Source organism: Xanthomonas maliensis, assembly GCF_009192945.1.
In the GTDB taxonomy this organism is placed as follows: Bacteria; Pseudomonadota; Gammaproteobacteria; order Xanthomonadales; family Xanthomonadaceae; genus Xanthomonas; species Xanthomonas maliensis.
Genome location: NZ_NSET01000021.1, coordinates 69,765 through 91,792 on the forward strand (window position 1 = coordinate 69,765; position 22,028 = coordinate 91,792).

General features: G+C 66.3%; 18 protein-coding genes and 1 pseudogene. 10 read left to right on the plus strand and 9 right to left on the minus strand.

Going from position 1 to position 22,028, the window contains the following annotated elements:
* The 6 genes from CKY51_RS05940 to glpK all read left to right on the plus strand — a co-directional run bounded on the left by CKY51_RS05940 (position 1) and on the right by glpK (position 6,968).
* Positions 1–810: a GntR family transcriptional regulator gene (locus CKY51_RS05940; protein WP_022971373.1), complete on the plus strand. Its 810-nt coding sequence runs from the start codon at positions 1–3 to the stop codon at positions 808–810.
* Positions 803–1,786: a PDR/VanB family oxidoreductase gene (locus tag CKY51_RS05945; protein WP_022971372.1), complete on the plus strand. Its 984-nt coding sequence runs from the start codon at positions 803–805 to the stop codon at positions 1,784–1,786. The genes CKY51_RS05940 and CKY51_RS05945 overlap by 8 nt, the downstream gene beginning before the upstream one ends.
* Positions 1,787–1,849: 63 nt before the next feature.
* The gene (locus CKY51_RS05950; protein WP_022971371.1) at positions 1,850–2,677 is read left to right on the plus strand and encodes a DeoR/GlpR family DNA-binding transcription regulator; all 828 of its coding nucleotides are present in this window, start codon (positions 1,850–1,852) and stop codon (positions 2,675–2,677) included.
* Between the two features lie 208 nt (positions 2,678–2,885).
* Entirely contained in the window at positions 2,886–4,400 is a 1,515-nt protein-coding gene (gene glpD / locus CKY51_RS05955; RefSeq protein WP_022971370.1) for a glycerol-3-phosphate dehydrogenase, read from the plus strand.
* Positions 4,401–4,568: 168 nt separating this feature from the next.
* Positions 4,569–5,390: an MIP/aquaporin family protein gene (locus CKY51_RS05960; protein ID WP_022971369.1), complete on the plus strand. Its 822-nt coding sequence runs from the start codon at positions 4,569–4,571 to the stop codon at positions 5,388–5,390.
* A 78-nt stretch (positions 5,391–5,468) separates the two neighbouring features.
* Positions 5,469–6,968, plus strand: coding sequence for a glycerol kinase GlpK (gene glpK / locus CKY51_RS05965; protein ID WP_022971368.1), 1,500 nt, complete (start codon positions 5,469–5,471; stop codon positions 6,966–6,968).
* Positions 6,969–7,168: 200 nt separating this feature from the next.
* On the opposite strand, the gene CKY51_RS05970 is transcribed toward glpK, so the two are convergent.
* Positions 7,169–7,675 (minus strand): nuclear transport factor 2 family protein, encoded by a 507-nt coding sequence (locus tag CKY51_RS05970; protein WP_022971367.1) that lies wholly within the window; start codon positions 7,673–7,675, stop codon positions 7,169–7,171.
* A gap of 188 nt (positions 7,676–7,863) precedes the next feature.
* Positions 7,864–9,078, minus strand: a complete 1,215-nt coding sequence (gene pobA, locus CKY51_RS05975) for a 4-hydroxybenzoate 3-monooxygenase (protein ID WP_022971366.1) — start codon at positions 9,076–9,078, stop codon at positions 7,864–7,866.
* 98 nt (positions 9,079–9,176) lie between these two features.
* On the opposite strand from pobA, the gene CKY51_RS05980 reads away from it, so the two are divergent.
* Positions 9,177–10,073, plus strand: a complete 897-nt coding sequence (locus tag CKY51_RS05980) for a helix-turn-helix domain-containing protein (protein WP_052172226.1) — start codon at positions 9,177–9,179, stop codon at positions 10,071–10,073.
* A 17-nt stretch (positions 10,074–10,090) separates the two neighbouring features.
* Here CKY51_RS05980 and CKY51_RS05985 read toward each other — a convergent pair whose 3' ends face one another.
* The 5 genes from CKY51_RS05985 to CKY51_RS06005 all read right to left on the minus strand — a co-directional run bounded on the left by CKY51_RS05985 (position 10,091) and on the right by CKY51_RS06005 (position 16,230).
* Positions 10,091–11,572, minus strand: a complete 1,482-nt coding sequence (locus CKY51_RS05985) for a benzaldehyde dehydrogenase (RefSeq protein WP_022971364.1) — start codon at positions 11,570–11,572, stop codon at positions 10,091–10,093.
* A gap of 36 nt (positions 11,573–11,608) precedes the next feature.
* Positions 11,609–12,376 (minus strand): coniferyl-alcohol dehydrogenase, encoded by a 768-nt coding sequence (locus CKY51_RS05990; RefSeq protein WP_022971363.1) that lies wholly within the window; start codon positions 12,374–12,376, stop codon positions 11,609–11,611.
* 277 nt (positions 12,377–12,653) lie between these two features.
* A complete protein-coding gene (locus CKY51_RS05995; RefSeq protein WP_038219760.1) occupies positions 12,654–13,130 on the minus strand; it encodes a MarR family winged helix-turn-helix transcriptional regulator in 477 nt (158 codons plus the stop codon).
* Positions 13,131–13,554: 424 nt separating this feature from the next.
* On the minus strand, positions 13,555–14,793 hold the full coding sequence (locus CKY51_RS06000; protein WP_031338921.1) for an HD-GYP domain-containing protein: 1,239 nt from the start codon (positions 14,791–14,793) through the stop codon (positions 13,555–13,557).
* A 135-nt stretch (positions 14,794–14,928) separates the two neighbouring features.
* On the minus strand, positions 14,929–16,230 hold the full coding sequence (locus CKY51_RS06005; protein ID WP_031338919.1) for an MFS transporter: 1,302 nt from the start codon (positions 16,228–16,230) through the stop codon (positions 14,929–14,931).
* A gap of 438 nt (positions 16,231–16,668) precedes the next feature.
* On the opposite strand from CKY51_RS06005, the gene CKY51_RS06010 reads away from it, so the two are divergent.
* Positions 16,669–17,214 carry a gamma carbonic anhydrase family protein gene (locus CKY51_RS06010; RefSeq protein WP_031338918.1) on the plus strand — a complete coding sequence of 182 codons (546 nt, stop codon included), beginning with the start codon at positions 16,669–16,671 and terminating at the stop codon, positions 17,212–17,214.
* Between the two features lie 26 nt (positions 17,215–17,240).
* Positions 17,241–17,879, plus strand: a pseudogene (locus tag CKY51_RS06015) (DUF2167 domain-containing protein); the annotation flags it as partial.
* A gap of 91 nt (positions 17,880–17,970) precedes the next feature.
* Here the strand turns inward: CKY51_RS06015 and CKY51_RS06020 are convergent.
* Together CKY51_RS06020 and CKY51_RS06025 are read right to left on the minus strand one after the other, a co-directional pair.
* Positions 17,971–18,237 (minus strand): YkgJ family cysteine cluster protein, encoded by a 267-nt coding sequence (locus CKY51_RS06020; RefSeq protein WP_031338916.1) that lies wholly within the window; start codon positions 18,235–18,237, stop codon positions 17,971–17,973.
* A 59-nt stretch (positions 18,238–18,296) separates the two neighbouring features.
* The gene (locus tag CKY51_RS06025; protein WP_342354107.1) at positions 18,297–19,658 is read right to left on the minus strand and encodes a glycoside hydrolase family 5 protein; all 1,362 of its coding nucleotides are present in this window, start codon (positions 19,656–19,658) and stop codon (positions 18,297–18,299) included.
* A 366-nt stretch (positions 19,659–20,024) separates the two neighbouring features.
* On the opposite strand from CKY51_RS06025, the gene ilvD reads away from it, so the two are divergent.
* Complete coding sequence (gene ilvD, locus CKY51_RS06030; RefSeq protein ID WP_022971355.1) at positions 20,025–21,863, plus strand: dihydroxy-acid dehydratase; 1,839 nt, start codon at positions 20,025–20,027, stop codon at positions 21,861–21,863.
* Positions 21,864–22,028: the final 165 nt, after the last annotated feature.

A 22,028-nucleotide genomic window follows, 5' to 3' on the forward strand; every position in this document is an offset into this window, starting at 1 on the left:
ATGAGCGGCCCCGTCCCGACCGGTCCGTTCCGCAGCAGCGCGGCGCAAACCACGCGCGCGCTGTTGGCGCTGCGCGAACAGATCCTCGCCGGCGAACTGCCGGTGACGGCACGGCTGTCGGAACTGGCGGTGGTGCAACGTCTTGGCGTGTCGCGCACGCCGGTCCGTGCGGCCCTGCAGCGCCTGTGCGAAGAAGGCCTGGTGCGCGCGTTGCCCGGTGGCGGCTATGCGGTGCAGGCGTTCGGCGAGGCCGACGTGCACGACGCCATCGAGCTGCGCGGCACCCTGGAAGGCCTGGCGGCCCGCCTGGCCGCCGAACGCGGTGTCGCAGCGGCGGACCTGCAACAGGCACACGCGCTGCTCGAGACCTTGGATGCCATCGTCGCCGTGCCGATCGAATGCATCGACGTCATCGCCTATCTGCAAGCCAACGAACACTTCCACGCCCTCCTGTGCAGCATGGCCGGCAGCGCAATCCTGGAGCGCGAAATGGCGCGTACGGTGCGGTTGCCGTTCGCCTCGCCCAGCGGCATGGTGCAGGCGCAGACCACCGATCGCCACTCACGGCAGATCCTGCTGCTGGCCCAGCAGCAACATCGCGATGTCGTCACCGCCATCGAACACCGTCAGGGCGCGCGTGCCGAGGCGTTGATGCGCGAACACGCGCGACTGGCCCACCGCAATCTGCAGCAGGTCCTGCAGAGCCCTGCAGCGCGCGAACAGGTCCGCGGTGGCGCGCTGATCGAGCCCGTCCCCCTTTCCAACGGCGGCCGTCGCCGCCGGTCCCTGTCCGGAGCTTCGCATGCGTAAAGACACCCAATGGCATCCCGCCCGCGTGGTCCGCGTCGCCGACGCCTGCGCCGAGGTCCGCGAGATCGTGCTCGATCCAGGCCCGGCCTCGCGCAGCTTCGAGGTCGGTAGCCACCTGGACATCCGCCTGCAGCTGCATGGCCGCGAGGACGTGCGTTCGTATTCGCTGGTTGGCGAGCCGCGCGCCGATGGCCACTATCACATCGCCGTGCGGCAGATGCCCGACAGCCGCGGCGGCTCGCGCCACATGTGGACGCTGGCGCCTGGCGACGAAGTGCAGATCTCACCGCCCAGCAACAACTTTGCGCTCGACGAATCCGGCGAAGAGATCCTGCTGATTGCCGGCGGCATCGGTGTGACGCCGATCATCGGCATGGCGCAGCGGTTGGCTCGCAGCCATCGCGCCTTCCGCATGCTCTATGTGGGCCGCTCGCGCGAGACCATGGCCTATGTCGCCGAATTGGAGACCTTGCTCGGCGAGCGCCTGCAGGTGCATTGCGACGCGCAGTCCGGCACGCCGGACCTGGCCGCCGCGCTGGCGCCGCTCTCGCCCAATGCCGAGGTCTATGTCTGCGGGCCGCTGGGCATGCTCGAAGCGGTGCGGCAGCTTTGGCAGGCCGGTGGGCGCTCGCGGGCACGCCTGCACTTCGAGACCTTCGGCAATAGCGGCCGGGTGCCGGCGCAGGCCTTCGTAGTGCGATTGCCGCAGCTGGGCCTGGAAGTGCCGGTGCCGGAAAACATCTCGATGCTCGATGCGCTGACCGATGCCGGCGTGGAACTGATCGCCGACTGTCGGCGCGGCGAATGCGGGCTGTGCGCGGTCCAGGTTCTGGACCGGTCGGCCGACATCGATCATCGCGACGTGTTCTTCAGCGACGCCGAACACCGCGAGAATCGCAAGCTCTGCGCCTGCGTTTCGCGCGCGGTCGGCGGCACCATCAGCATCGACACCGGCTACCGACCCGAACCTGCGTGAACAAGGCAAGGCAGCGCGGCTGGCATCGGGCGCTGCTGCCGCCGCGCTTGCATCCTCGCGCACATGGGCGATGATCTGTGCATGGAGCCGACTCACTACAGGACCGTCCAGGCGCCGGCACTGAACCCGCGCCAGGAACAATTGGTGGCCCTGGTCCACCAACAGGGCTTTGCCGAGGTGGAAGGGCTCGCCACGCGTTTCGACGTCACCCCGCAGACCATTCGTCGCGATCTGACCTTGCTGTGCGATGCCGGTCTGTTGCGCCGCTATCACGGCGGCGTCAGCACGCCCTCCAGCGTGGAGAACCTCGCCTATGCCGCGCGCAAGGCGCTGCAAGCCCGCGAAAAGCAGCACATCGCCGCGCAGGTCGCGCGCTTCATCCCCGACGATGCCTCGCTGTTCATCAACCTCGGCACCACCAACGAAGAAGTGGCGCGGGCGTTGCTGCAGCATCGCGGCCTGCGGGTGATCACCAACAACCTCAACGTCGCGGTGATGCTCAGCGCCAACCCCGGCTTTGAGGTGATCGTGGCCGGCGGCGTGGTCCGCGGGCGCGACCAAGGCGTCACCGGCGAGGCGACTGTGGAGCTGATTCGCCAGTTCAAGGTCGACTTCGGCGTGATCGGCATCTCCGGCATCGATCTGGATGGCACGCTGCTGGACTTCGACTACCAGGAAGTGCGGGTGGCCCAGGCGATCATTGCGCACTCGCGGCAGGTGCTGCTGGCGGCCGATCACAGCAAGCTTGGCCGCAACGCCATGGTGCGGCTGGGCAGCATCGCCCAGGTCCACGACTGGTTCACCGACCGCCCACCGCCGGCCGAACTGAGCGAGCTGCTGACCAGTGCCGGCACCCGGGTCCACCTGGCGACAGACGGGTCTGGCCGCTAGGCCGATGTTCGTTTGTGAGCGGTTTGCGCACCGCCTGAGCCGTGCCGGCCACTTTTGATACGTTGCATCAATAGAAGATTTCGAGTCGATAGAAGGAACACCGCGTTAGGCCCGTCTGCCAGGCCTTCACGCTTCCGCAAGGTGCCATGTTCGATTATGTTCGGACTTGAGACATTCAGTTCGATCCGACGGGCGAGCGAGGCGCGGTATGAGCGAAACGTACGATCTTCTGGTGGTGGGCGGCGGCATCAACGGTGTCGGCATCGCCCGCGATGCGGCCGGTCGCGGACTGTCGGTGTGCCTGTGCGAGCAGGACGATCTGGCTGCCCATACCAGCAGCGCCAGCACCAAACTGATCCACGGCGGCCTGCGTTATCTGGAGCAGTACGAGTTCGCCCTGGTCGGCAAGGCATTGGCCGAGCGCGAAGTGCTGCTGCGGCTAGCCCCGCACATCATCTGGCCGCTGCGCTTCCTGCTGCCGCACCAGCCGCATCTGCGCCCGGCATGGATGATTCGCGCGGGTCTGTTCCTTTACGACCACCTGGGCGGCGGCAAGCGCAGTCTGCCGCGCTCGCGGCGGCTGTCGCTGCGCACGCATGCGGTGGGCCAGCCGCTGCAGGAGTCGCTACGGACTGGATTCGTCTACTCCGATGCGTGGGTGCAGGATGCGCGCCTGGTCGTGCTCAATGCGATGGATGCCGCCCAACGCGGCGCGCAGATTTACACCCGCACGCGCTGCGTCGGCGCCTGGCGCGACAGCGGCCACTGGTACGCCGAACTGGAAGGGCGCGATGGCCGCCGCCGCACGGTACGGGCACGCGCCCTGGCCAATGCGGCTGGCCCCTGGGCCGTGCGCTTTCTGGACCAGGTCGCGGAGGTGCCGCATCAGCACACGCTGCGCCTGGTCAAGGGCAGCCACATCGTGGTGCCCAAACTGTTCGATCATGACCACGCTTACATTTTTCAGCAGCCGGACCGGCGTATCGTCTTCGCCATTCCGTACGAGAGCGACTTCACCTTGATCGGCACCACCGATGTGGACTACGAGGCCGATCCGGCGTCGCCGCGCATCGACGCCGCCGAGGTGCAATACCTGTGCGATGCCGCGAATCTGTATTTCCAGCAGCAGATCGCACCGCACGACGTGGTGTGGAGCTACAGCGGCGTGCGTCCGCTGCTCGATGATGCCGAGGACAACGCCTCCGAGGTCACCCGCGACTACCAGTTGGATCTGCTCACCGACGGCGCGCCGCTGCTCAATGTGTTCGGCGGCAAGCTGACCACCTATCGCAAACTCGCCGAAGAAGCCGTTGATCGCCTGGCGCAGGCCTTGGCGCAACGGCTTCCGTCGTGGACGGCGCGTGGTGCGCCGCTGCCGGGCGGCGATCAGCGCGATATTCCGGCCCTGCTGGAGCGCGTCCGCAGTACCCGGCCCTGGCTGCCTGCCGACATGGCGCACCGCCTGGTCCGCAACTACGGCACGTGTGCCGAACAACTGCTCGGCCAGGCGCAGCAACTGGCGGATCTGGGCGAGCACTTTGGCGCGCATCTCTATCAAGCCGAGGTGGACTATCTCTGCGACCGCGAGTGGGCGGTCACTGCCGAGGACATCCTGTGGCGGCGGAGCAAACTGGGTTTGCGCATCGCCGCCGACGGCCAACAACGGCTGCAGGCCCGCTTGGATGCGCGCGTGCAGCGCGAGGCGTCACCGCTTCCTGCCTGACCGCTGCGGGCTTGCCGGCGAGGAGGGTCGCCAGGCAAGGCCGATCACCGCACCGGCATCTTCATCGATTCACTGGAGGGTAACCACGATGGGCACCAGCAACGACCCCTGCGCGCGTACCGGCGCACCACACGCTTCCACTCGCCGCGCCCGCACGAGGGTATACGCATGAACCGCCAGTTGCTGGGAGAACTGATCTCCGAAGCGGTGGCGATGTTCATCATCATCGCGCTGGGCGACTCGGTGGCGGCGATGTACATCCTCTACGACCCCAGTCCGTATCAAAACGCGTACTGGGGGGTCTGCATCGCCTGGGGCCTGGCCGTCACGTTGGCGATCTACGCCACCGGCTCGGTGTCCGGCACCCACGCCAATCCCGCTGTCACCCTGGCAATGGCGATGTTTCGCGAGTTTCCGTGGCGCAAGGTGGTGCCGTACTGGGTCGCCCAGGTCGTCGGCGCCTTCATCGGCGCGGCGCTCGTGCACCAGCTCTACGGGCCGGTGATCGATCATTACAACCAGCTGCACCAACTCACCCGCGACGCTGGCGGTGCCGCCGGTGTATTCTTCACCGCACCGGGCCTGGCAGTGACGCCGATGCATGCGTTGGTCGACCAGATCATCATGACCGCGCTGCTGCTGTTCGGCATCTTCGCCATCACCGAGCGTTTCAACGAGGCCGCACCGACCGCCAATTCCGGCGCGTTGATGATCGGCCTGCTGGTGGCCACGCTGGGCGCCTCGATGGGATATCTGGAAGCCTGGGCAATGAATCCGGCGCGCGACTTCGGCCCGCGCTTGTTTGCCTATCTGGCTGGCTGGGGCGAGTCGGCGTTGCCCGCCAAGGACAACTACTGGTGGGTGCCGATCGTCGGCCCGCTGATCGGCGGACCACTGGGTGCGCTGGCCTACCAATGGTTGATCCTGCCGTTCCTACCGGCGCGCGTCCGCCATCTGCAAGGGCACACGCCACCGCTGGATCCGCCGTGATCCGCATCGATGCGGCCAGCGCATCGCCCCTACCCTATTCTGCCGCGCCAGCCGCCGGCACCGCTTGAGGAGGCTTCGATGGAAAAGCAGTACGTCCTTGCGATCGACCAGGGCACCACCAGCTCGCGCGCGATGCTGTTCGATCGCCAGGGGCAGATCGTGGGTATGGCCCAGCGCGAGTTCACCCAGATCTTTCCGCACCCCGGTTGGGTGGAGCACAACGCTCGCGAAATCATGACCAGCGTGTACACCACCATCACCGAGTTGCTCAACAACGCGCAGATCGACGCCCGCGCCATCGCCGGTATCGGCATCACCAACCAACGCGAGACCGCGGTGGTCTGGGACCGCGCCACCGGTCAACCGATCTACAACGCCATCGTCTGGCAATCGCGGCAGACCAAGGACATCTGCACCCAGCTCAAGGAAGCCGGCCATGAGCCGATGGTGCGCGAGAAGACCGGCCTGCTGATCGATGCGTATTTTTCCGGCACCAAGGTCAAGTGGATCCTGGACCATGTCGATGGTGCCCGCGAGCGCGCACGCAAGGGCGAGCTGGCGTTCGGCACCATCGACAGCTGGCTGATCTGGAACCTCACCGGCGGCAAGGTGCACGTCACCGACTACACCAATGCCTCGCGCACGATGATGTACAACATCCACACGCTGGAATGGGACGCCGAGCTGCTGCAGATGCTGGACGTGCCGGTGCAGATGCTGCCGGAGGTGCGCTCCTCCAGCGAGGTCTACGGCATGACCCAGACCCAGTACTTCTACGGCGAGCAGGTGCCGATCGCCGGTATCGCCGGCGACCAGCAGGCGGCCTTGTTCGGCCAGGCCTGTTTCGAGCCGGGCATGGCCAAGAACACCTATGGCACCGGCTGTTTCATGCTGATGAACACCGGCGACAAGGCGGTAGCGTCCAAGGCCGGCCTGCTGACCACCATCGCCTGGGGCGTCGACGGCAAGGTCGAGTACGCGCTGGAAGGCGCGATCTTCGTCGCCGGTTCGGTCGTGCAGTGGTTGCGCGATGGCTTGCGCATGCTGGGCAAGGCCAGCGATTCGCAGGCCTATGCCGAGCGTGCGGGCGATAACGACGGGGTCTACTTCGTGCCGGCCTTCGTCGGCCTGGGTGCGCCGTATTGGCGCAGCGACATTCGCGGCGCGGTGTTCGGCCTGACCCGCGGCACCAGCAAGGAGCATTTCGTGCGGGCGGCAGTGGAATCGATGGCCTACCAGACCCGCGACGTGCTGACCGCGATGCAGAGCGATTCCGGCATCGAGCTGAAGGAGCTGCGGGCCGATGGCGGTGCGATCGCCAACGACTTCATGGCACAGTTCCAGAGCGACATCCTCGACGTGCCGGTGCTGCGGCCGCAGGTCGCCGAAACCACCGCGCTGGGTGCCGCCTATCTGGCCGGGCTGGCAACCGGCTTCTGGAGCAGCCGCGAGGAAATCGCGGCGCAGTGGGCGGTGGATCGTCGCTTCGAACCGCAGATGAGCGAAGACAAACGCGGGCAACTCTATGCCGGCTGGCAACAGGCGGTGGAAGCAACGATGGGCTTTCGGATCAGTTGACCTAGCATGCGCCAGTCACCCATCGCCGTGACAGGTGTTGCGTGCGATGGGGCTGGCGCGTTCCCGACTGCAACCGCTCGATCGGTGCCGGCAACATGTCGGCGCGCCCCGGCGCAGGGCGCCAACGCCTCCATAGCGCCGAATGACCGCCAACACCGTCGGCCCATGGCTGCGGGGCCGACAGCAGGTCATGCGGCCGTCTACTGTCCGCTGTTATTGGCGCGAAGGGTGTCCGCGTCCCAGTGTTCCTTGATCAGCCCGTTCTCGATGAGGAACATGTCGAACCAGGTCGTGGTGTAGGTCTTGGACGCATCGCGCGGATCCGGCAGGGTGCGTACCGACACCAGCGTCACCAGGTTATGGTCAGCGGTGATGGCGACCAGCGGCAACTGCACGCGCGGCTTGATCGGCGAGGGCTTGACGAAGGAGGTCAGGAACGCGATGAAGGCATCGCGGCCATTGGCGACGTTGGGGTTGTGCTGGATGTAGTTCTTGTCCATGTACATCGGCGCGTACTGCACCTGACCGGCTTCGAAGACGATGCGCCAGAAGTCGTAAACCAGGCGCTTGTTGGCGGTCTCATACCAGTTGGAGCCCACCAGCAATTTTTCGTGGTTGGGATTGGGCGTCACCGCCGTTTGCGCAAAGCCGGCAACCGGCGCAAGCAACAGGGTCAGCAACAGCAAGCGAGTCAACAGGCGTTTCATGGGAGCACTCCTGGGTGGCGGCGGACGGTACAGGCCAGCGGCGCAACGACACCTGCAGCAATCCGCGATTGGGGGATGTGATGCAGCACGCGTGACTGCGCCGCTGCATCGTCGCTACCGTAGCGAGCCGTTCAGCGCGTCGCTAGCCACATGCAGGCGCTCAAGTGGCGCTTGAACGCACCAGGTAATCACGCGGTGACCTGCATCCGTGGACGTTGACGCTGCGGCAAGGTGACCAGCGGCAACCCTGCATAGTTCTCCGCTAGCGTGGCGCGGCCGGCCTCGCTTCCCAGCAGATAATCCAGTTCGGCACTGTGGATGCGCGCAGTGAAGGGATCTTCGTCATCGAAGCGGTGCAGCAGGCTCGTCATCCACCACGAGAAGCGTTCGGCTTTCCATACCCGCTGCAGCGCCAGTGCCGAATACTGCTGCAGGCACTCGCTGTCGCCGTCGTGCTTCCAGCGCGTCAGCAGCTGCGCCAGCAGACCGACGTCGGCCAGCGCCAGATTCAGTCCCTTGGCGCCGGTCGGCGGCACGATATGCGCGGCATCGCCGGCCAGGAATAGCCGGCCGTACTGCATCGGCTCGGCGACGAAGCTGCGCAGCGGCGCGATGCTCTTCTCGATCGACGGCCCGGTGACCAGCTTGGCTGCCAGTTCCGCCGGCAGACGCGCGCGCAGCTCGGTCCAGAATGCGGCATCGCTCCAGTCCTGCACCCGCGCGTCAGCCGGCACCTGCACGTAGTAGCGGGTGCGGCTGGGTGAGCGCATCGAACACAGGGCAAAGCCACGCGCGTGGCGTGCGTAGATCAGTTCGTCGTGGACTGGCGGAGTATCGGCCAAGACGCCCAGCCAGCCGAACGGGTAGACGCGCTCGAAGATGCTCAGGCGCTCGCGCGGAATACTCGCGCGACTGACGCCGTGGTAGCCGTCGCAGCCAACGACATAATCGCATTCCACTCGAACGTCGACACCTTCATGAGTGAAGTCGACCGTCGGGCGCTGGCCGCAAAGCTCTCCCAGGCGGACGTCCTCGGCCTGGTAGTAACTGCGCGCGCCGCTCGCTACACGCGCCTGCATCAGATCGGCGGTGACCTCGGTCTGCCCGTACACCACCACCCCGCGGCCGCAGCCTTGCACCAGATCGATCCGCTCGCGGCGTCCATCCAGCGACAGCTCGAAGCCGGTGTGCGGCAGGCCCTCGCGCCGCAGGCGTTCACCGACCCCGGCGCGCTGCAATAGCTCGACGCTGCCCTGTTCCAGTACGCCAGCGCGGATGCGACTACGCACATGGTCCGACGTCTGCCGTTCGATCAGTACAGTGTCGATACCGGCCTGACGCAGCAACTCACCTAGCAATAAGCCGGAGGGGCCGGCGCCAATGATCGCGATCTCGGTACGCATGGACGTCGTTCTGCCAAGGAAAGGAGATGAGCGCAGTGTCGGTAGCCAAACGACGGCTTTGAAGGGATGATTGACCGCAACACTTGGACTTTTCGACGATGCCAAGACTGTCGCCTGCACCACATTCAGGTACACCGGTGCCGGCATTCGGCTTGTATGGCGAGCTGGTCGCCGACGGACCGGACCTGTTGCACTGGGAATCGATCGCCGCACGGAGTCGTCTGCACGATTGGCGCATCACGCCGCACCGGCACGAAGATCTCGCGCAGTTGCTGTATGTGCAACGCGGCCCGGCAACGCTGCAGCTGGATGGCCAGAATCACCGTATCAGTGCCGCCAGCATGCTCTGGCTGCCACCGCTCTGCGTGCATGGTTTCCTGTTCGACCCGCGCGTGCGCGGCCATGTCATCACCTTGTGCATGCCGCTGGTGCGCAGTGTGCTTGCGGCTTCCACGGCCTTGCAGACAGCATTGACGACGCCACAGATATTGCCGGTCCAGGGGACGCGGCAATTGCTGGATGTGCTGTTCGGCAGCCTGGCCGACGATCACGCACGGCAGCGGGTCGGTCGCGACGCGTTGCTGCAGGCCACCGCTGCGCAGATCCTGATCTGGACCGCGCGCATTGCCTTGGAACGCGCCCAGGACGCGGCCATGATCGACGCTCAGGCCGATCCGGGATTACGTCATCTGCGCGGCTATCAAGCGCTGATCGACCAGCACTACCGCGAACACTGGCCGCTGTCGGCCTACGCCGATCGGCTGGGCGTAAGCCCCGGCCACCTCAATGCCTTATGCAAGCGACTGGCCGGTGCGTCGGCGCTGCAGTTGCTGCAGCGCCGGCTCATGCTCGAGGCGCGGCGTACCTTGCGCTACACGACCTTGAGCGTGCAGCAGATTGCCGCCAGCCTTGGCTTCTTCGACGCGGCCTACTTCAGCCGCTTCTTCGCCCGCCACGCGGGCTGCTCGCCGACGCAGTTCCGCAGTGCCGGCTGAGCAGGCCGCCACCGCAATCAGAACGGGTAATGCGGGATGTTGGTCTTGATCGTCATCCACTGCCAGTGGGTGTACTGCTCCCAGTCGGCCGGTCCGCCCATGCTGGTGCCATTGCCCGATGCACCGGTACCTCCGAACGGGTTGACCACCTCGTCGGCAACGGTCTGATCGTTGATATGCAGCATGCCGCTGTGCAATTGCTCGCCTAGCGCCATCGCCCGCGTCAGTGACGCCGACAGAATACCGGTCGCCAGGCCGTACTCGCCTTGATTGGCCAACGCCACCGCCTCTTCGTCGCTGTCGAAGGCAACGATGTTGATCACCGGCCCGAAGACTTCCTCGTCGAACACGCGCATGCCGGGACGGACGTTGGACAACACCGTCGGAGCGTAGAACAGGCCCTCGTGGCTGCCGCCGGCTTCGACGACGGCACCGGCAGCGACGCTGTCGCGCACGATGTCCACCACGTGCTGTAGCTGTCGCTCGTCGATGATCGGCCCCAGTGCTACCGTGCCGCTGGCCGGATCGCCCACGGGCAGATGACGTGCCTTCTCGGCCAGGCGTTCGGTCAACGCCTGCGCCACCTTGCGCTGCACCAGTACGCGTCCGGTCGCCATGCAAATCTGGCCCTGATGCATGTAGGCGCCAAAAGCCACTGCCGATGCGGCCTTGTCCAGGTCCGCATCGTCGAGCACGATCACCGCATTGTTGCCACCCAGTTCCAGCGCGACCTTCTTCAGATGACGTCCTGCGATCTCGCCAATCCGCCGGCCGGCGGCGGTGGAACCGGTGAAGGCGATCATCGGCACGTCCGGTGCTTCCACGATCGCCTGGCCGATCTGACCGTCGCCATTGAGCACGTGCAATAGCCCCTTCGGCAGGCCTGCATCCTGCAGCACGTGGGCGATGATCGCGCCGCCGGTGTACGGCGTGCGCGGATCGGGCTTGAGGATGACGGCATTGCCCACCGCCAGCGCCGGCGCGACCGAGCGCATCGACAGGATCAGCGGGAAGTTGAATGGCGAGATCACGCCCACCACGCCCAGCGGAACCCGCCGTGCCAGGCTGAGCTGCCCGGCATCGGTCGGCAGCACCTGGCCTTGCGCCTGCAGCGGCATCGCTGCTGCCTGTTGCAGCATGACCATCGCTTCGCCCACTTCGCGCTGGGCCTTGGGCAGGATGCCGCCGGTCTCGCGGGCGATCAGCAGTGCCGCCTCTTCCGCGCGCGCTTCCAGCAACTGCGCAGCGCGGTAGAACACCGCGGCGCGTTCGCGCGGCGGCAGCGCCGCCCAGGCACGCTGGGCCTGTTTGGCCTGGGCGACGGCCGCGGCGACATCGGCCAGGTCGGCCTTGCCAACCTCGTGCAGCACGGCGCCGGTGGCAGGCTCGCGGATCTGCGCAACCCCGGCGCCACCGGGCACCCAATCGCCATTGAAAATACGGCCGTGCCAGGCGGGAGCATCGGTGGCGGTATCCGGTACGCTGGGCAGAGCATTCATGGTCCAGTCTCCTGCAGTCATCGGTTGTCGTAAGGGTTACAGCGTGGTCGACGCCAGGCCGCCATCGACCGGCAAGGTAATGCCGTTGATCCAGCGTGCCGCGTCCGAAGCCAGGAAGACGATCGCCTCGGCAACCTCGTCGGCAAAGGCCGGCCGCTTCATGCGCTTGGCATCGGCCTGGACGCGCTCGGGTCCGAGCATGGTGGCAAAGTCGTTGAGGATGGGAGTGAACACCGGCCCCGGCGAAACGTTGTTGACGCGCACGCCATGGTCACCGAACCACGGCCAGGACTTCATCAGCGTCCACACGATCAGCGCTTCCTTGAAATACTGGTAGCAGGTCTCGTCAGGCACCGGATGCGCCTTGAGCCAGGCCGTGCCGGCCTCGAAGGTGTCGGCCGCCGCCAGCTGCTTGTGCAAGTCCAGGCGCTGCGGCCACTCGGCACCCAGGATGGAGGCCACGTTGATGATTGCGCCGCCCGGCACGATGCGCGGCAACAGGCCATGACTGAGATGGCGCAGACCCAAATAATTCACCCGCGCCACCACGTCCGGCGGCGCAGTGCCCGGCACGCCGGCAATATTGGCCAGCGCATCGATGCGCTCGGGCAAGGCCTTGACCAAGGTATCGATGGAGGTGGGATCGCCAAGGTCCGCCTGATGGAACCCGTGCAGCGTCATCTGGACCGGCGTGCGATCCACGCCGATGACCGTGGCGCCGTGGAAGCGCGCCAGCCGCGCCACCTCCGCGCCGATGCCCGATGCCACACCGGTGACCACGATCGTCTTGTTGTGCAAGCTCATTACCACTCTCCGTCAGGGGATGGAACCGGCAATGCCGGTGCTGGGACAAAGGCAGACAGGGCCGCATGCGCCAGGGCTGACGCGCGGTGGGATGGGACGCAGGCGTTGCTGCCTGCAGACGACGACATCGCAAGCGACAACAGGCGATGCCGCGGCGACCGCGCGCACCGGATCGCATGCCCATCGCGTGGCCGCGCGGCGCACGCGCATGCCGACGCGGCAGACGCGCCGATGACGCCACCAGGGATCGCCGCGGCCAGCGCCGCGCGCTTCGCGCCTACGGCGTGTCGAGCCGGTCCAGTCGATCCAGCGCCCGCAATAACGGCGCTTCGCTGACACCGAGCACGGCGCTCAATTGTTGCTCCATGCGCAGGACCTGCTGTTCGGCTTGCGCCAGCACGCTGGCCCCGGTGGCGGTCAGTGACAGGTGCTGCATGCGTCGGTCCTGGCTGCCACGGACCTGACGGATCAGCCGGCGCTGGACCAACCGCGCCACCACGATGGCCAGATTGGGCGGTGAGACGCGCAGGACCTCGCCGATCTGGCGTTGATTGATTCCAGGATTGGTGTCCACCAGCATCAGCAGCGAAAAATCGACCGGCTTCAGGTCGAAGGCGGCCACACAGTCCTGGAACATTCGCCGCACCATCAATTCGGTGCGGGTGATGCGATAGCCCAACATCCGCAGCAACCGCGACTGATCGACGCTGGTCACCGCATCGGACGGCAGCATGGAAGTTGGATCGGCGGACATGGCGGCTCTCGCGGGAAGGACGGAGACGAACCTGGCACGTGGCCGGCTCACGGTACATACCGCCGTTCCGCGGCATGCACCGCATTGTAGACAAGGCTGAGGGGTGCACGTTTTGCTGCAGGCAGCAGATTGCCGCTGCGCTCGCCTGCAAGGCATCGCCGCGGCGAACGCCAGACCCGGCAACGCAAACACCGGATGGACGGTAACCGTGGGGCGGGCGCGATCGCGGCATAGCAAGTCGGCAATTGGTTGCGATGCCGAATAGTTATTTATCATAACTACATTGCCAAGCTGCACCGCAGCATAGTCGTGTCCGCTAAGCGACAGAACGCCGGCCCCTTCCGAGCGCTGCGCAGCGCTGGCCCATCACCGCTCTCGCCGGCGGTGCGTCCGCTCTGCCCTCTCGCCCCGATGGCAGCCCGCGTTAGGGCAACCAGAGCTTTTCGATATCGCGGAAGCCCCAGTCGGCGGGGGTTTCCATCTGCACGATGCGGTCCTGGCAGTCCGCACGCGACAGATCGATGTCCTGCCGCAGGACATGGCTACGCAGCTTGGCCGAGTAGAACACGCGCACCTTGGGCCGCAGCAAGGCATCGGGCGTCTGTTCGATCACCACGGCCAGTTTCTGCGACTCCAGCCGCACCAGCGAGCCGACCGGGTAGATGCCCAAGCGGCGCACGAAGGCCTGGAACACCACCGGATCGAAATGCCCGTGCCAGGACGCCATGCGTTTGAGCGACTCGGCCGGATCCCAGCCGCGCTTGTAGGGACGATCGGAGCTGATGGCATCGTAGACATCGCACACCGCGCCCATGCGCGACATCAGCGAAATCCCATCGCCGGCCAGCCGGTCGGGATAGCCGCTGCCATCCATCTTCTCGTGATGATGCATGGCGATCTCCAGCACCACCGCGTTTTGCACGCCACCGGCGACCAGCAGGCGATGGCCGTCGACCGGATGCTGCCGCATGACGTCCATTTCCTCATCGGTCAGCCGACCGGGTTTGTTGAGGATCTCCAGCGGCGTGACCGCCTTGCCCATGTCGTGGAGCAATCCCCCCATCGCCGCTTCCACCACCTGCCCATCGGACAGGCCCAATTGGCGTGCCAGCCCGCTCATCAACCCGGCCACCGCCATCGAGTGCAGATAGGTGTAGTCGTCGGCGGTCTTCAGCCGTGCCACGCTGATCAGCGCCTGCGGATGACGCAGCACCGACGCATTGATCGCCTCCACCAGCGGCATCGCCGCCTCGGTATCCACGGTGCGTCCCAGCCGGATGTCGCGAAACATCGCTTCGACGGTATCGCGGCCATCCTCGAAGATGCGCCGCGCCCGCACGACTTCCGCTTCGATCCCGATCTGGGTCTGCACCTGTGCGCTGCGCGTCGACGCCGCACTGTGGCTCTCCGACGGCGCACTGTCGGGCTGCGGATCGGCGGGCGCCTCCGTCACGTGATCGTTGCGCGCAGCACCGCTCTCCAGATCCAGGCCGCGCGTGGTGTCGATCACCAACTGCTCGATCCGGCTGTCATGGATCTTGGCCACGGCATCCGCGTCGACCAGGAACGAGGTCTTCCAGAAAGGATGGTGCACCCAGGCGCCCAGCAGCTTGTGGACGTACATGCCGGGGCGCAACTGGTTGGAGTCAATGGTTCTGAGCATACCCGCACTGATCTGCGTGAAATCCGCCAAGCCCCGCCATTGCTGTGACGGGTCTGAGGGAGTATCGGCAGAAGTGGGGAATTCTTTGCAACCGCGACACACACACACGCCGCCAGCGGACTGGACCGTTCTACACTACGTTCGGCGCACGCCCAGCACCGCAGCGGTGGCCAGCAGCAGCGGCGCGGCACACACCAGATAGAGGGTGCTCGGTGGCCACTGCGCATCGACCAGCACGCCGACGCACAGCGGTGAGAGGATGGCGCCGATCCGCCCGACGCCGATCGCCCAGCCCATGCCGGTGGAGCGCACCGTCGCGTCGTAGAGGCAGGGCGCGACCGCATACATGCCGGCGATCGCGCCGAACATCAGCACGCCGGTCAACACCGCCAGGCCAAACGCCCAATCCAGGCGTGCGCTGTAGGCACCGAAGGCCACCATTACCGCAGCCGAGCCAAGCAAGGAGACGGCAGTCAGCCGCGTCATCGGCACCCGCGCGGCCAAGGCGCTCAACATCGCGCCACCGGCGATGCCGCCCAGATTGAGCAGGACCCCGCCGGTGACACCTTGTGCCGCCGACAGTCCTGCGTTCACCAGCAGCTTGGGCGTCCAGTTCAGCACGAAGTAGAACGTAAACATCAGCATGAAGAACGCCAGTGCGATCAACACGCTCTGCCGCCATTGCGTGGCGGTGAACAACGCCGCATAGCCGCGCGCCGCCCCATCCTGCGTTGCCGCAGGCGGCAATACGCCACGCGGCGACATGCGCATGCGCGTCAGCAAGGCATTCAGGCGGGTCAGCGCGTCGGTCGGCCGGCGGGCGATCAGGAACGCCAACGACTCCGGCAGCAGGGCGCTGACCAGCGGGATGCAGAGCAGCGACCCGGCCGCGCCCAGCAGGAAGACCGACGGCCAGCCCCAGTGCAGCAGCAACTCGGCCGCAAGGGCTCCGCCAACGGTCGCGCCGATCGGGTAGCCGGTCGCCTGCAGCGCCAGGGCGGTATTGCGCCAGCGCGGATTGGCGTACTCGGCGGTGATGACCGCCACGCAGGCCAGCATGCCGCCGATGCCAAGCCCGGTGAGCGCCCGCAGCGCCGCCAGTTGCCAGGCGCTGGTCGCCAACGCGGATGCGGCCATGCCGACGGTGAGGATGGCCAGGCACCACAGGATCATCGGCCGCCGACCGATCCGATCGGCCAGCGGCGCCAACCCCAGCGATCCGACCGTCATGCCCACCAGGGCGGCACTGAACAGCATGCCGAGGGTTTTGCCCGACAGCGCCCACTCGGCCGAAACATGCGGCGCGGTAAACGCCATCGCCATGACGTCGAACCCGTCGAGCATGGTGAGCAGCACGCAGAGCGCCACCGCGCGCCATTGGAACGGCGTCATCTGCTCCAGCACCAGCGTGGACGGGACGGCGGCAACCTGCGACATGTCGAACTCCATCACCAGGGAATGGGCGGGACCAGCGAAACCGGGCCGGTGCTGCAGCCGCTTCCGATTGCGCCTTGAATGGGCGCTGGTCGGCGGCTTCGCATCGACGCGCCATGCATGGCGTAGGACGCAACACTGCGGCGCACGCTAGGCCGATCCCGGCGAGCGATCAAGGCGGCTCGTCCCACTGTTGTGCGCTTATCGCACGAGGTGGCGAGCGTCTTCGCGCCTCTCCGCACCGCTTCGCGCACCGCACCCATTGCGCCCAAGCGCCCCGGCTTGAAGCCCATCGCCGCGCTCTGCATCACACGCTTCAGAGCGGTCGCGCCGCCTGCGACACCGCTGGCGAGGGTCATCCATCGCACGCACCGGCCGCCCATGCGTCAACGGCTATCATGGTCGGCAGGCATCACCGCACCCATCCTGCAGGAGACCGCATTGCATCCGATCCGTCCGTTTCTGCAACATCAGCCGCAGCTGGGCGCCCGCGTCTATCTGGATCCGTCCTGCAGCATCATCGGCCAAGTGGCGCTTGGCGACGATGTGTCGGTCTGGCCGGGCACGGTGATCCGCGGCGACGTCAATCACGTCCAGATCGGCGCACGCACCAACTTGCAGGACGGCACCATCATCCACGTCAGCCACCATAGTCCGTTCAACAAGGCGGGCTATCCGACCGTGATCGGCGAAGACGTCACCGTCGGTCACGGCACCATCCTGCATGCCTGCACCATCGAGGACCTGTGCCTGATCGGCATGGGTGCCTGCGTGCTGGATGGCGCGACGGTCAAGCGCTACGGCTTCGTCGGTGCCGGCGCAGTGGTCGGCCCGGGCAAGGTTGTCGGCGAGGCCGAGTTGTGGCTCGGCAATCCCGCGCGTCCGTCACGCCGGCTCAGCGACAAGGAAATCGAGAGCCTGCATTATTCGGCACAGCATTATGTGCGGTTGAAGGATCAGTACCTGGGCATGCCCAGCGCCGAATGAACCGTTGTCGGTGCGCCGACACACATGGCAGAATCGCGCCGCGCGCGCCAGCGCTGGATGCGGCCGACAGCTGGGCCGTGGTGGTGACCTATGCCGACGACGGCTATGTCTCCGACGACGATGCCGCCAAGATCGACTACAGCGCATTGTTGGCGAAGATGCAGAAGGGCACGGCCGAGGACAATACCGAGCGCCGCGCGCAGGGCTACGGCACCGTGGACCTGCTCGGCTGGGCGGTGCCGCCGCGTTACGACGCCACCAGCAAGAAACTGTATTGGGCCAAGGAGCTACGCTTCGACGGTAACCAGCAGCACACGCTGAACTACGACATCCGCGTGCTCGGCCGGAGCGGCTATCTCAGCCTCAACGCGGTGGCCGGCATGGGGCAGTTGGCGCAGGTCCGGGCCGGCATGCAGCAGCTGCTGCCGATGACCGACTTCGACCAAGGTGCACGCTACGCCGACCATAATCCCTCGACCGACAAGATCGCCGGCTATGGCCTGGCCGGCCTGATCGGCGGAGGCCTGGCGGCCAAGGCCGGGCTGTTCGCCAAGCTGGGACTGGTGCTGGCCAAGGGCTGGAAACTGCTGCTGATCGGCGTGGTGGCGCTGGGCGCGGGGATCAAGCGACTGTTCGCCGGAGGCAAGCCGCAACAACGCGGTTGAGGCCCCTCTGCGGGCGCGTCGGCATGTGTCGCACGCGCTGCAGGACTGCGGTGTCCAGGTCGCTCCCGGCGGCGTCACCACCACTGACGGCTCAGGGCTGGGTCGCGCGCTCCAGGGCATCCAGCGTGGCCAGCGCCTGCGCGCGCGAGCTCCCGCACATCTCCGGCGATGGACGCAGGCTGGCGCAGACGGCCGGCCGCGCCGGCAGGCCGAACAGCCGGCAGCGACCATCGGCGTCCAACTGCACGCACGGCACGCCCGCCGGCTTGCCGTGCGGCATGCCGGGAATGGCCGAACTGATGGACGGCGCAATGCAGCAGGCCGCACAGCCTGCACGGCACGGAATCTCGGCGGTCATGCGCGCAGTATAGAAGGCCGCCGCCGCCAACGTGGGCGGCAGCCGGCTTGCGGACGGAATCAGCGTGGTGGCACGTAGCTGGACAAGCGCACGTCGAAGAACGCCTGCACGGCCGCCAGGTTGCTCTTGGCCTGGATGTCGGCGCCGACGTCCTTGCTCATCCCCAGCACATCGTCCTCAGGCCAGCCTGGACCGAAACACCACTGCGTGCTGGGAATATTGTGCGCCTGCAGGTGCGCCAGCATCTGCGTCGTGGCGATCTCCGCGCTACGGTTACCCGCCGGATAGCCGTGCTCGCCCAGGTAGCCACGCTTGCCCGCCTGGCTCAGCGCCTCGATGAAGGGCGTGACCATCTCGATCCCGGTCTGTGGGCGCACGTTTTCATCGCGGCCGCCAGGGCCGACCCAATTGCCACCACCACTGCCGTTGCTGTCCAGATAATTGTGCGCCTCATAGACAATACGGTCGTAGGGATCGGGGATGTCGAACAAGCCCATCGAATCCTGCTGCCAGAGGCGGGCACTGGCATAGCCATTGCCACAGATGAAGACGAAGTGGGAGCGATCGCGCTCCAGAATGGCCTTGGACGTTGCGGTGGCGGTTTTCTGCCAATGCGTGGCCATCACCAGCGGACTGCCGTCGGCAGCGCGCTCGCGGCCCTGGTAGGGTTCGTTCATCAAGCCCCAGCCGAAGATCGCCGGATGCTGACGAAAGCGATTGACGATGCGCGACCACAGGTCGGGCAGGCCGGCATCGTTGTACAGCGTGCAGCCCGGCGTGCCAATCACCCGGTACTCGTACAACTTGAGCAGACCATCGCGACCATCGAAATAGCCCAGATACTGAAAGTCGCCCTGGCGATAGGTATCGGCCCACAGCGTTGCCGCAGCCAGATCGCCGGCCGGGTTGCCGCGCGAATCGACGATGGTGCCGCTGCTGTCGCGATGGAATCCGGACTTGCTCGCCACTCGCTGCGGCAGGCGCATGTAATCGTGCAGCTCCAGGATGGCAAGCTTGCCGCGTGAGGCGATGGCCCCCAGCGCCGCCTCGACCTGCTTGCAGTAGTCCTCGTTCAAGGAGATGCCCTGCCCGCGCGAGAACCGCGCAGCGGTGGTCGGCAGGCGGAACAACGGGCAGGCGCCGGCCGCGGCGATATGTTGATCGGTAATGGCGCGATAGTGGGTGCCGATCACGGCGTTTTCGACGTAGCTGTTGGACGCCAGCCCGGAGAGATTGAGTCCGGCGAACGGCAGGCTGGCGCGCTGGGCTGCCGCATGCCGGCTCCAGCCGCCAGCGGCCAACACGACGGCGCTGGCGCTGCCCTGTAGAAAGCGGCGCCGCGACAGGCCACCGGTGGCCACGGTGTCGTGCTCGCGCGGGGTCGGTGCAGCCGCGGGACGAGGATGGGATGGGTAGGACATGGGCGCCTCCTGCGGTGCCGTGATGGAATCCTTCGGGACTACGTCTGCCCGAGCATGCTGGCCGGTACCGGGCAGCGTCTGCGACCGGCTCGCCACTCCACGCACTGCATGTGCGACTGCATACGTTTTCACGGCATTACATGACTGCTCTGCAGCACCCAGGCTTGTAGCCCGTGCAGCGTCCGCCCGGGCATCGCCATGTCGCAACGCCTCCAACGGCGCCCTGAAGCGCGCGCCAGCACGGTGATCGCTGCGCACACCGGGGCGTGCGATGCTGGCAGCACTGACCTCGCGCGACTGTTGCAGCAGCAACAGTCGCGACACGGTCTAATCATCGATTACCGCTCGCCTCGCCACTGACACGCCATGCCCGAGTACCGCTCAAAAACTTCCACCCACGGCCGCAACATGGCTGGTGCCCGCGCCTTGTGGCGCGCCACCGGCATGAAGGATGGCGACTTCCACAAACCCATCATCGCCATCGCCAACTCCTTCACCCAGTTCGTGCCTGGTCACGTGCATCTGAAGGATCTTGGCCAACTGGTCGCGCGAGAGGTCGAACGCGTCGGCGGCGTGGCCAAGGAATTCAACACCATCGCCGTGGACGACGGCATCGCGATGGGGCACGACGGCATGCTGTACTCGCTGCCCAGCCGCGAGATCATCGCCGACGCGGTCGAGTACATGGTCAATGCGCATTGCGCCGATGCCCTGGTGTGCATTTCCAATTGCGACAAGATCACCCCCGGCATGTTGATGGCTGCATTGCGGCTCAATATTCCCACCGTGTTCGTTTCCGGCGGCCCGATGGAAGCCGGCAAGACCAAGTTGGCCGAGCACAAGCTCGATCTGATCGACGCGATGGTGATCGCCGCCGACGAGAACGCATCCGACGAGAAGGTCGCCGAGTTCGAACGCAGCGCCTGCCCCACCTGCGGTTCCTGCAGCGGCATGTTCACCGCCAATTCGATGAATTGCCTGACCGAGGCGCTGGGGCTGGCCTTGCCAGGCAATGGCAGCGTGCTGGCCACCCATGCCGATCGCGAGCAGTTGTTCCTGCGTGCCGGCCGCACCGTGGTGGAACTGTGCCACCGCTGGTATGGCGCCGAGGATCCGCGCGCGCTGCCGCGCGGCATCGCCACCTTCGAGGCATTCGAGAACGCGATGACACTGGACATCGCCATGGGCGGCTCGACCAACACCATCCTGCATCTGCTGGCTGCCGCGCAGGAAGCGGAGGTGCCCTTCAGCATGCGCGATATCGACCGGCTGTCGCGCCGCGTGCCGCAGTTGTGCAAGGTTGCTCCCAATGACCCGCGGTATCACATGGAGGATGTGCACCGCGCCGGCGGTATCCTGGCGATCCTCGGTGAACTGGCTCGCGGCGGCCTGCTGCATGCCGATGCGGCGACGGTGCACGCGCCGTCGCTGGCGGATGCCATCGCACGCTGGGACATCGGCGTCAGCGACGATGAGGCGGTTCACACCTTCTATCGCGCCGGACCCGCCGGCATTCCCACCCAGATTGCCTTCAGCCAGGCCACACGTTGGGAAGCGCTCGATCGCGACCGCACTGCCGGCTGCATCCGCGACGTGGCCCATGCCTATTCGCAGGAAGGTGGCCTGGCCGTGTTGTACGGCAACATCGCCCGCGACGGTTGCGTGGTGAAGACCGCCGGCGTCGACGAATCGATCCATGTCTTCGAAGGCAATGCTCGGGTGTTCGAGAGCCAGGACGCTGCGGTGACCGGCATTCTGGACAATGCCGTGCAGGCGGGCGATGTGGTGGTGATCCGCTACGAAGGCCCCAAGGGCGGACCCGGCATGCAGGAAATGCTCTATCCGACCTCGTATCTCAAGTCCAAGGGCCTGGGCAAGCAATGCGCCCTGCTGACCGATGGCCGCTTTTCCGGCGGCACCTCCGGGCTGTCGATCGGCCATGCATCGCCCGAGGCCGCGGCAGGCGGGGCGATCGGCCTGGTTCGCGATGGCGACCGCATCCGCATCGACATCCCGCAGCGAAGCATCCATCTACTGGTCTCCGACGAAGAACTCGCCGCACGTGGCGCCGAGCAGGATGCCAAGGGCTGGCGACCGGTACAGCCGCGCACGCGCAAGGTCAGTACCGCCTTGAAGGCCTACGCATTGCTGGCGACCAGCGCCGACAAGGGCGCGGTACGGGACAAGGCCTTGCTGGACGGGTGAGGCGAATCCGAGGCACGGCACCCGCCGTCCAGCTGGAGCCAGGCCGCTGGTGGCTGGACGCGATGCCGTTGTCGCCAGGCAATGGAGGCTTCGCCACCGGCACGTTGTGATTTGGGATTGCCGGCAATCGCAGTGGCCCAGGGTGCGTCGATCGCCCGCGCGGGC

Coding starts and splice junctions, on each gene's coding strand:
- CKY51_RS05940 (WP_022971373.1), top strand. CDS start 1: ATGAGCGGCCCCGTCCCGACCGGTCCGTTCCGCAGCAGCGCGGCGCAA.
- CKY51_RS05945 (WP_022971372.1), top strand. CDS start 803: ATGCGTAAAGACACCCAATGGCATCCCGCCCGCGTGGTCCGCGTCGCC.
- CKY51_RS05950 (WP_022971371.1), top strand. CDS start 1,850: ATGGGCGATGATCTGTGCATGGAGCCGACTCACTACAGGACCGTCCAG.
- glpD (WP_022971370.1), top strand. CDS start 2,886: ATGAGCGAAACGTACGATCTTCTGGTGGTGGGCGGCGGCATCAACGGT.
- CKY51_RS05960 (WP_022971369.1), top strand. CDS start 4,569: ATGAACCGCCAGTTGCTGGGAGAACTGATCTCCGAAGCGGTGGCGATG.
- glpK (WP_022971368.1), top strand. CDS start 5,469: ATGGAAAAGCAGTACGTCCTTGCGATCGACCAGGGCACCACCAGCTCG.
- CKY51_RS05970 (WP_022971367.1), bottom strand. CDS start 7,675: ATGAAACGCCTGTTGACTCGCTTGCTGTTGCTGACCCTGTTGCTTGCG.
- pobA (WP_022971366.1), bottom strand. CDS start 9,078: ATGCGTACCGAGATCGCGATCATTGGCGCCGGCCCCTCCGGCTTATTG.
- CKY51_RS05980 (WP_052172226.1), top strand. CDS start 9,177: ATGCCAAGACTGTCGCCTGCACCACATTCAGGTACACCGGTGCCGGCA.
- CKY51_RS05985 (WP_022971364.1), bottom strand. CDS start 11,572: ATGAATGCTCTGCCCAGCGTACCGGATACCGCCACCGATGCTCCCGCC.
- CKY51_RS05990 (WP_022971363.1), bottom strand. CDS start 12,376: ATGAGCTTGCACAACAAGACGATCGTGGTCACCGGTGTGGCATCGGGC.
- CKY51_RS05995 (WP_038219760.1), bottom strand. CDS start 13,130: ATGTCCGCCGATCCAACTTCCATGCTGCCGTCCGATGCGGTGACCAGC.
- CKY51_RS06000 (WP_031338921.1), bottom strand. CDS start 14,793: ATGCTCAGAACCATTGACTCCAACCAGTTGCGCCCCGGCATGTACGTC.
- CKY51_RS06005 (WP_031338919.1), bottom strand. CDS start 16,230: ATGTCGCAGGTTGCCGCCGTCCCGTCCACGCTGGTGCTGGAGCAGATG.
- CKY51_RS06020 (WP_031338916.1), bottom strand. CDS start 18,237: ATGACCGCCGAGATTCCGTGCCGTGCAGGCTGTGCGGCCTGCTGCATT.
- CKY51_RS06025 (WP_342354107.1), bottom strand. CDS start 19,658: ATGTCCTACCCATCCCATCCTCGTCCCGCGGCTGCACCGACCCCGCGC.
- ilvD (WP_022971355.1), top strand. CDS start 20,025: ATGCCCGAGTACCGCTCAAAAACTTCCACCCACGGCCGCAACATGGCT.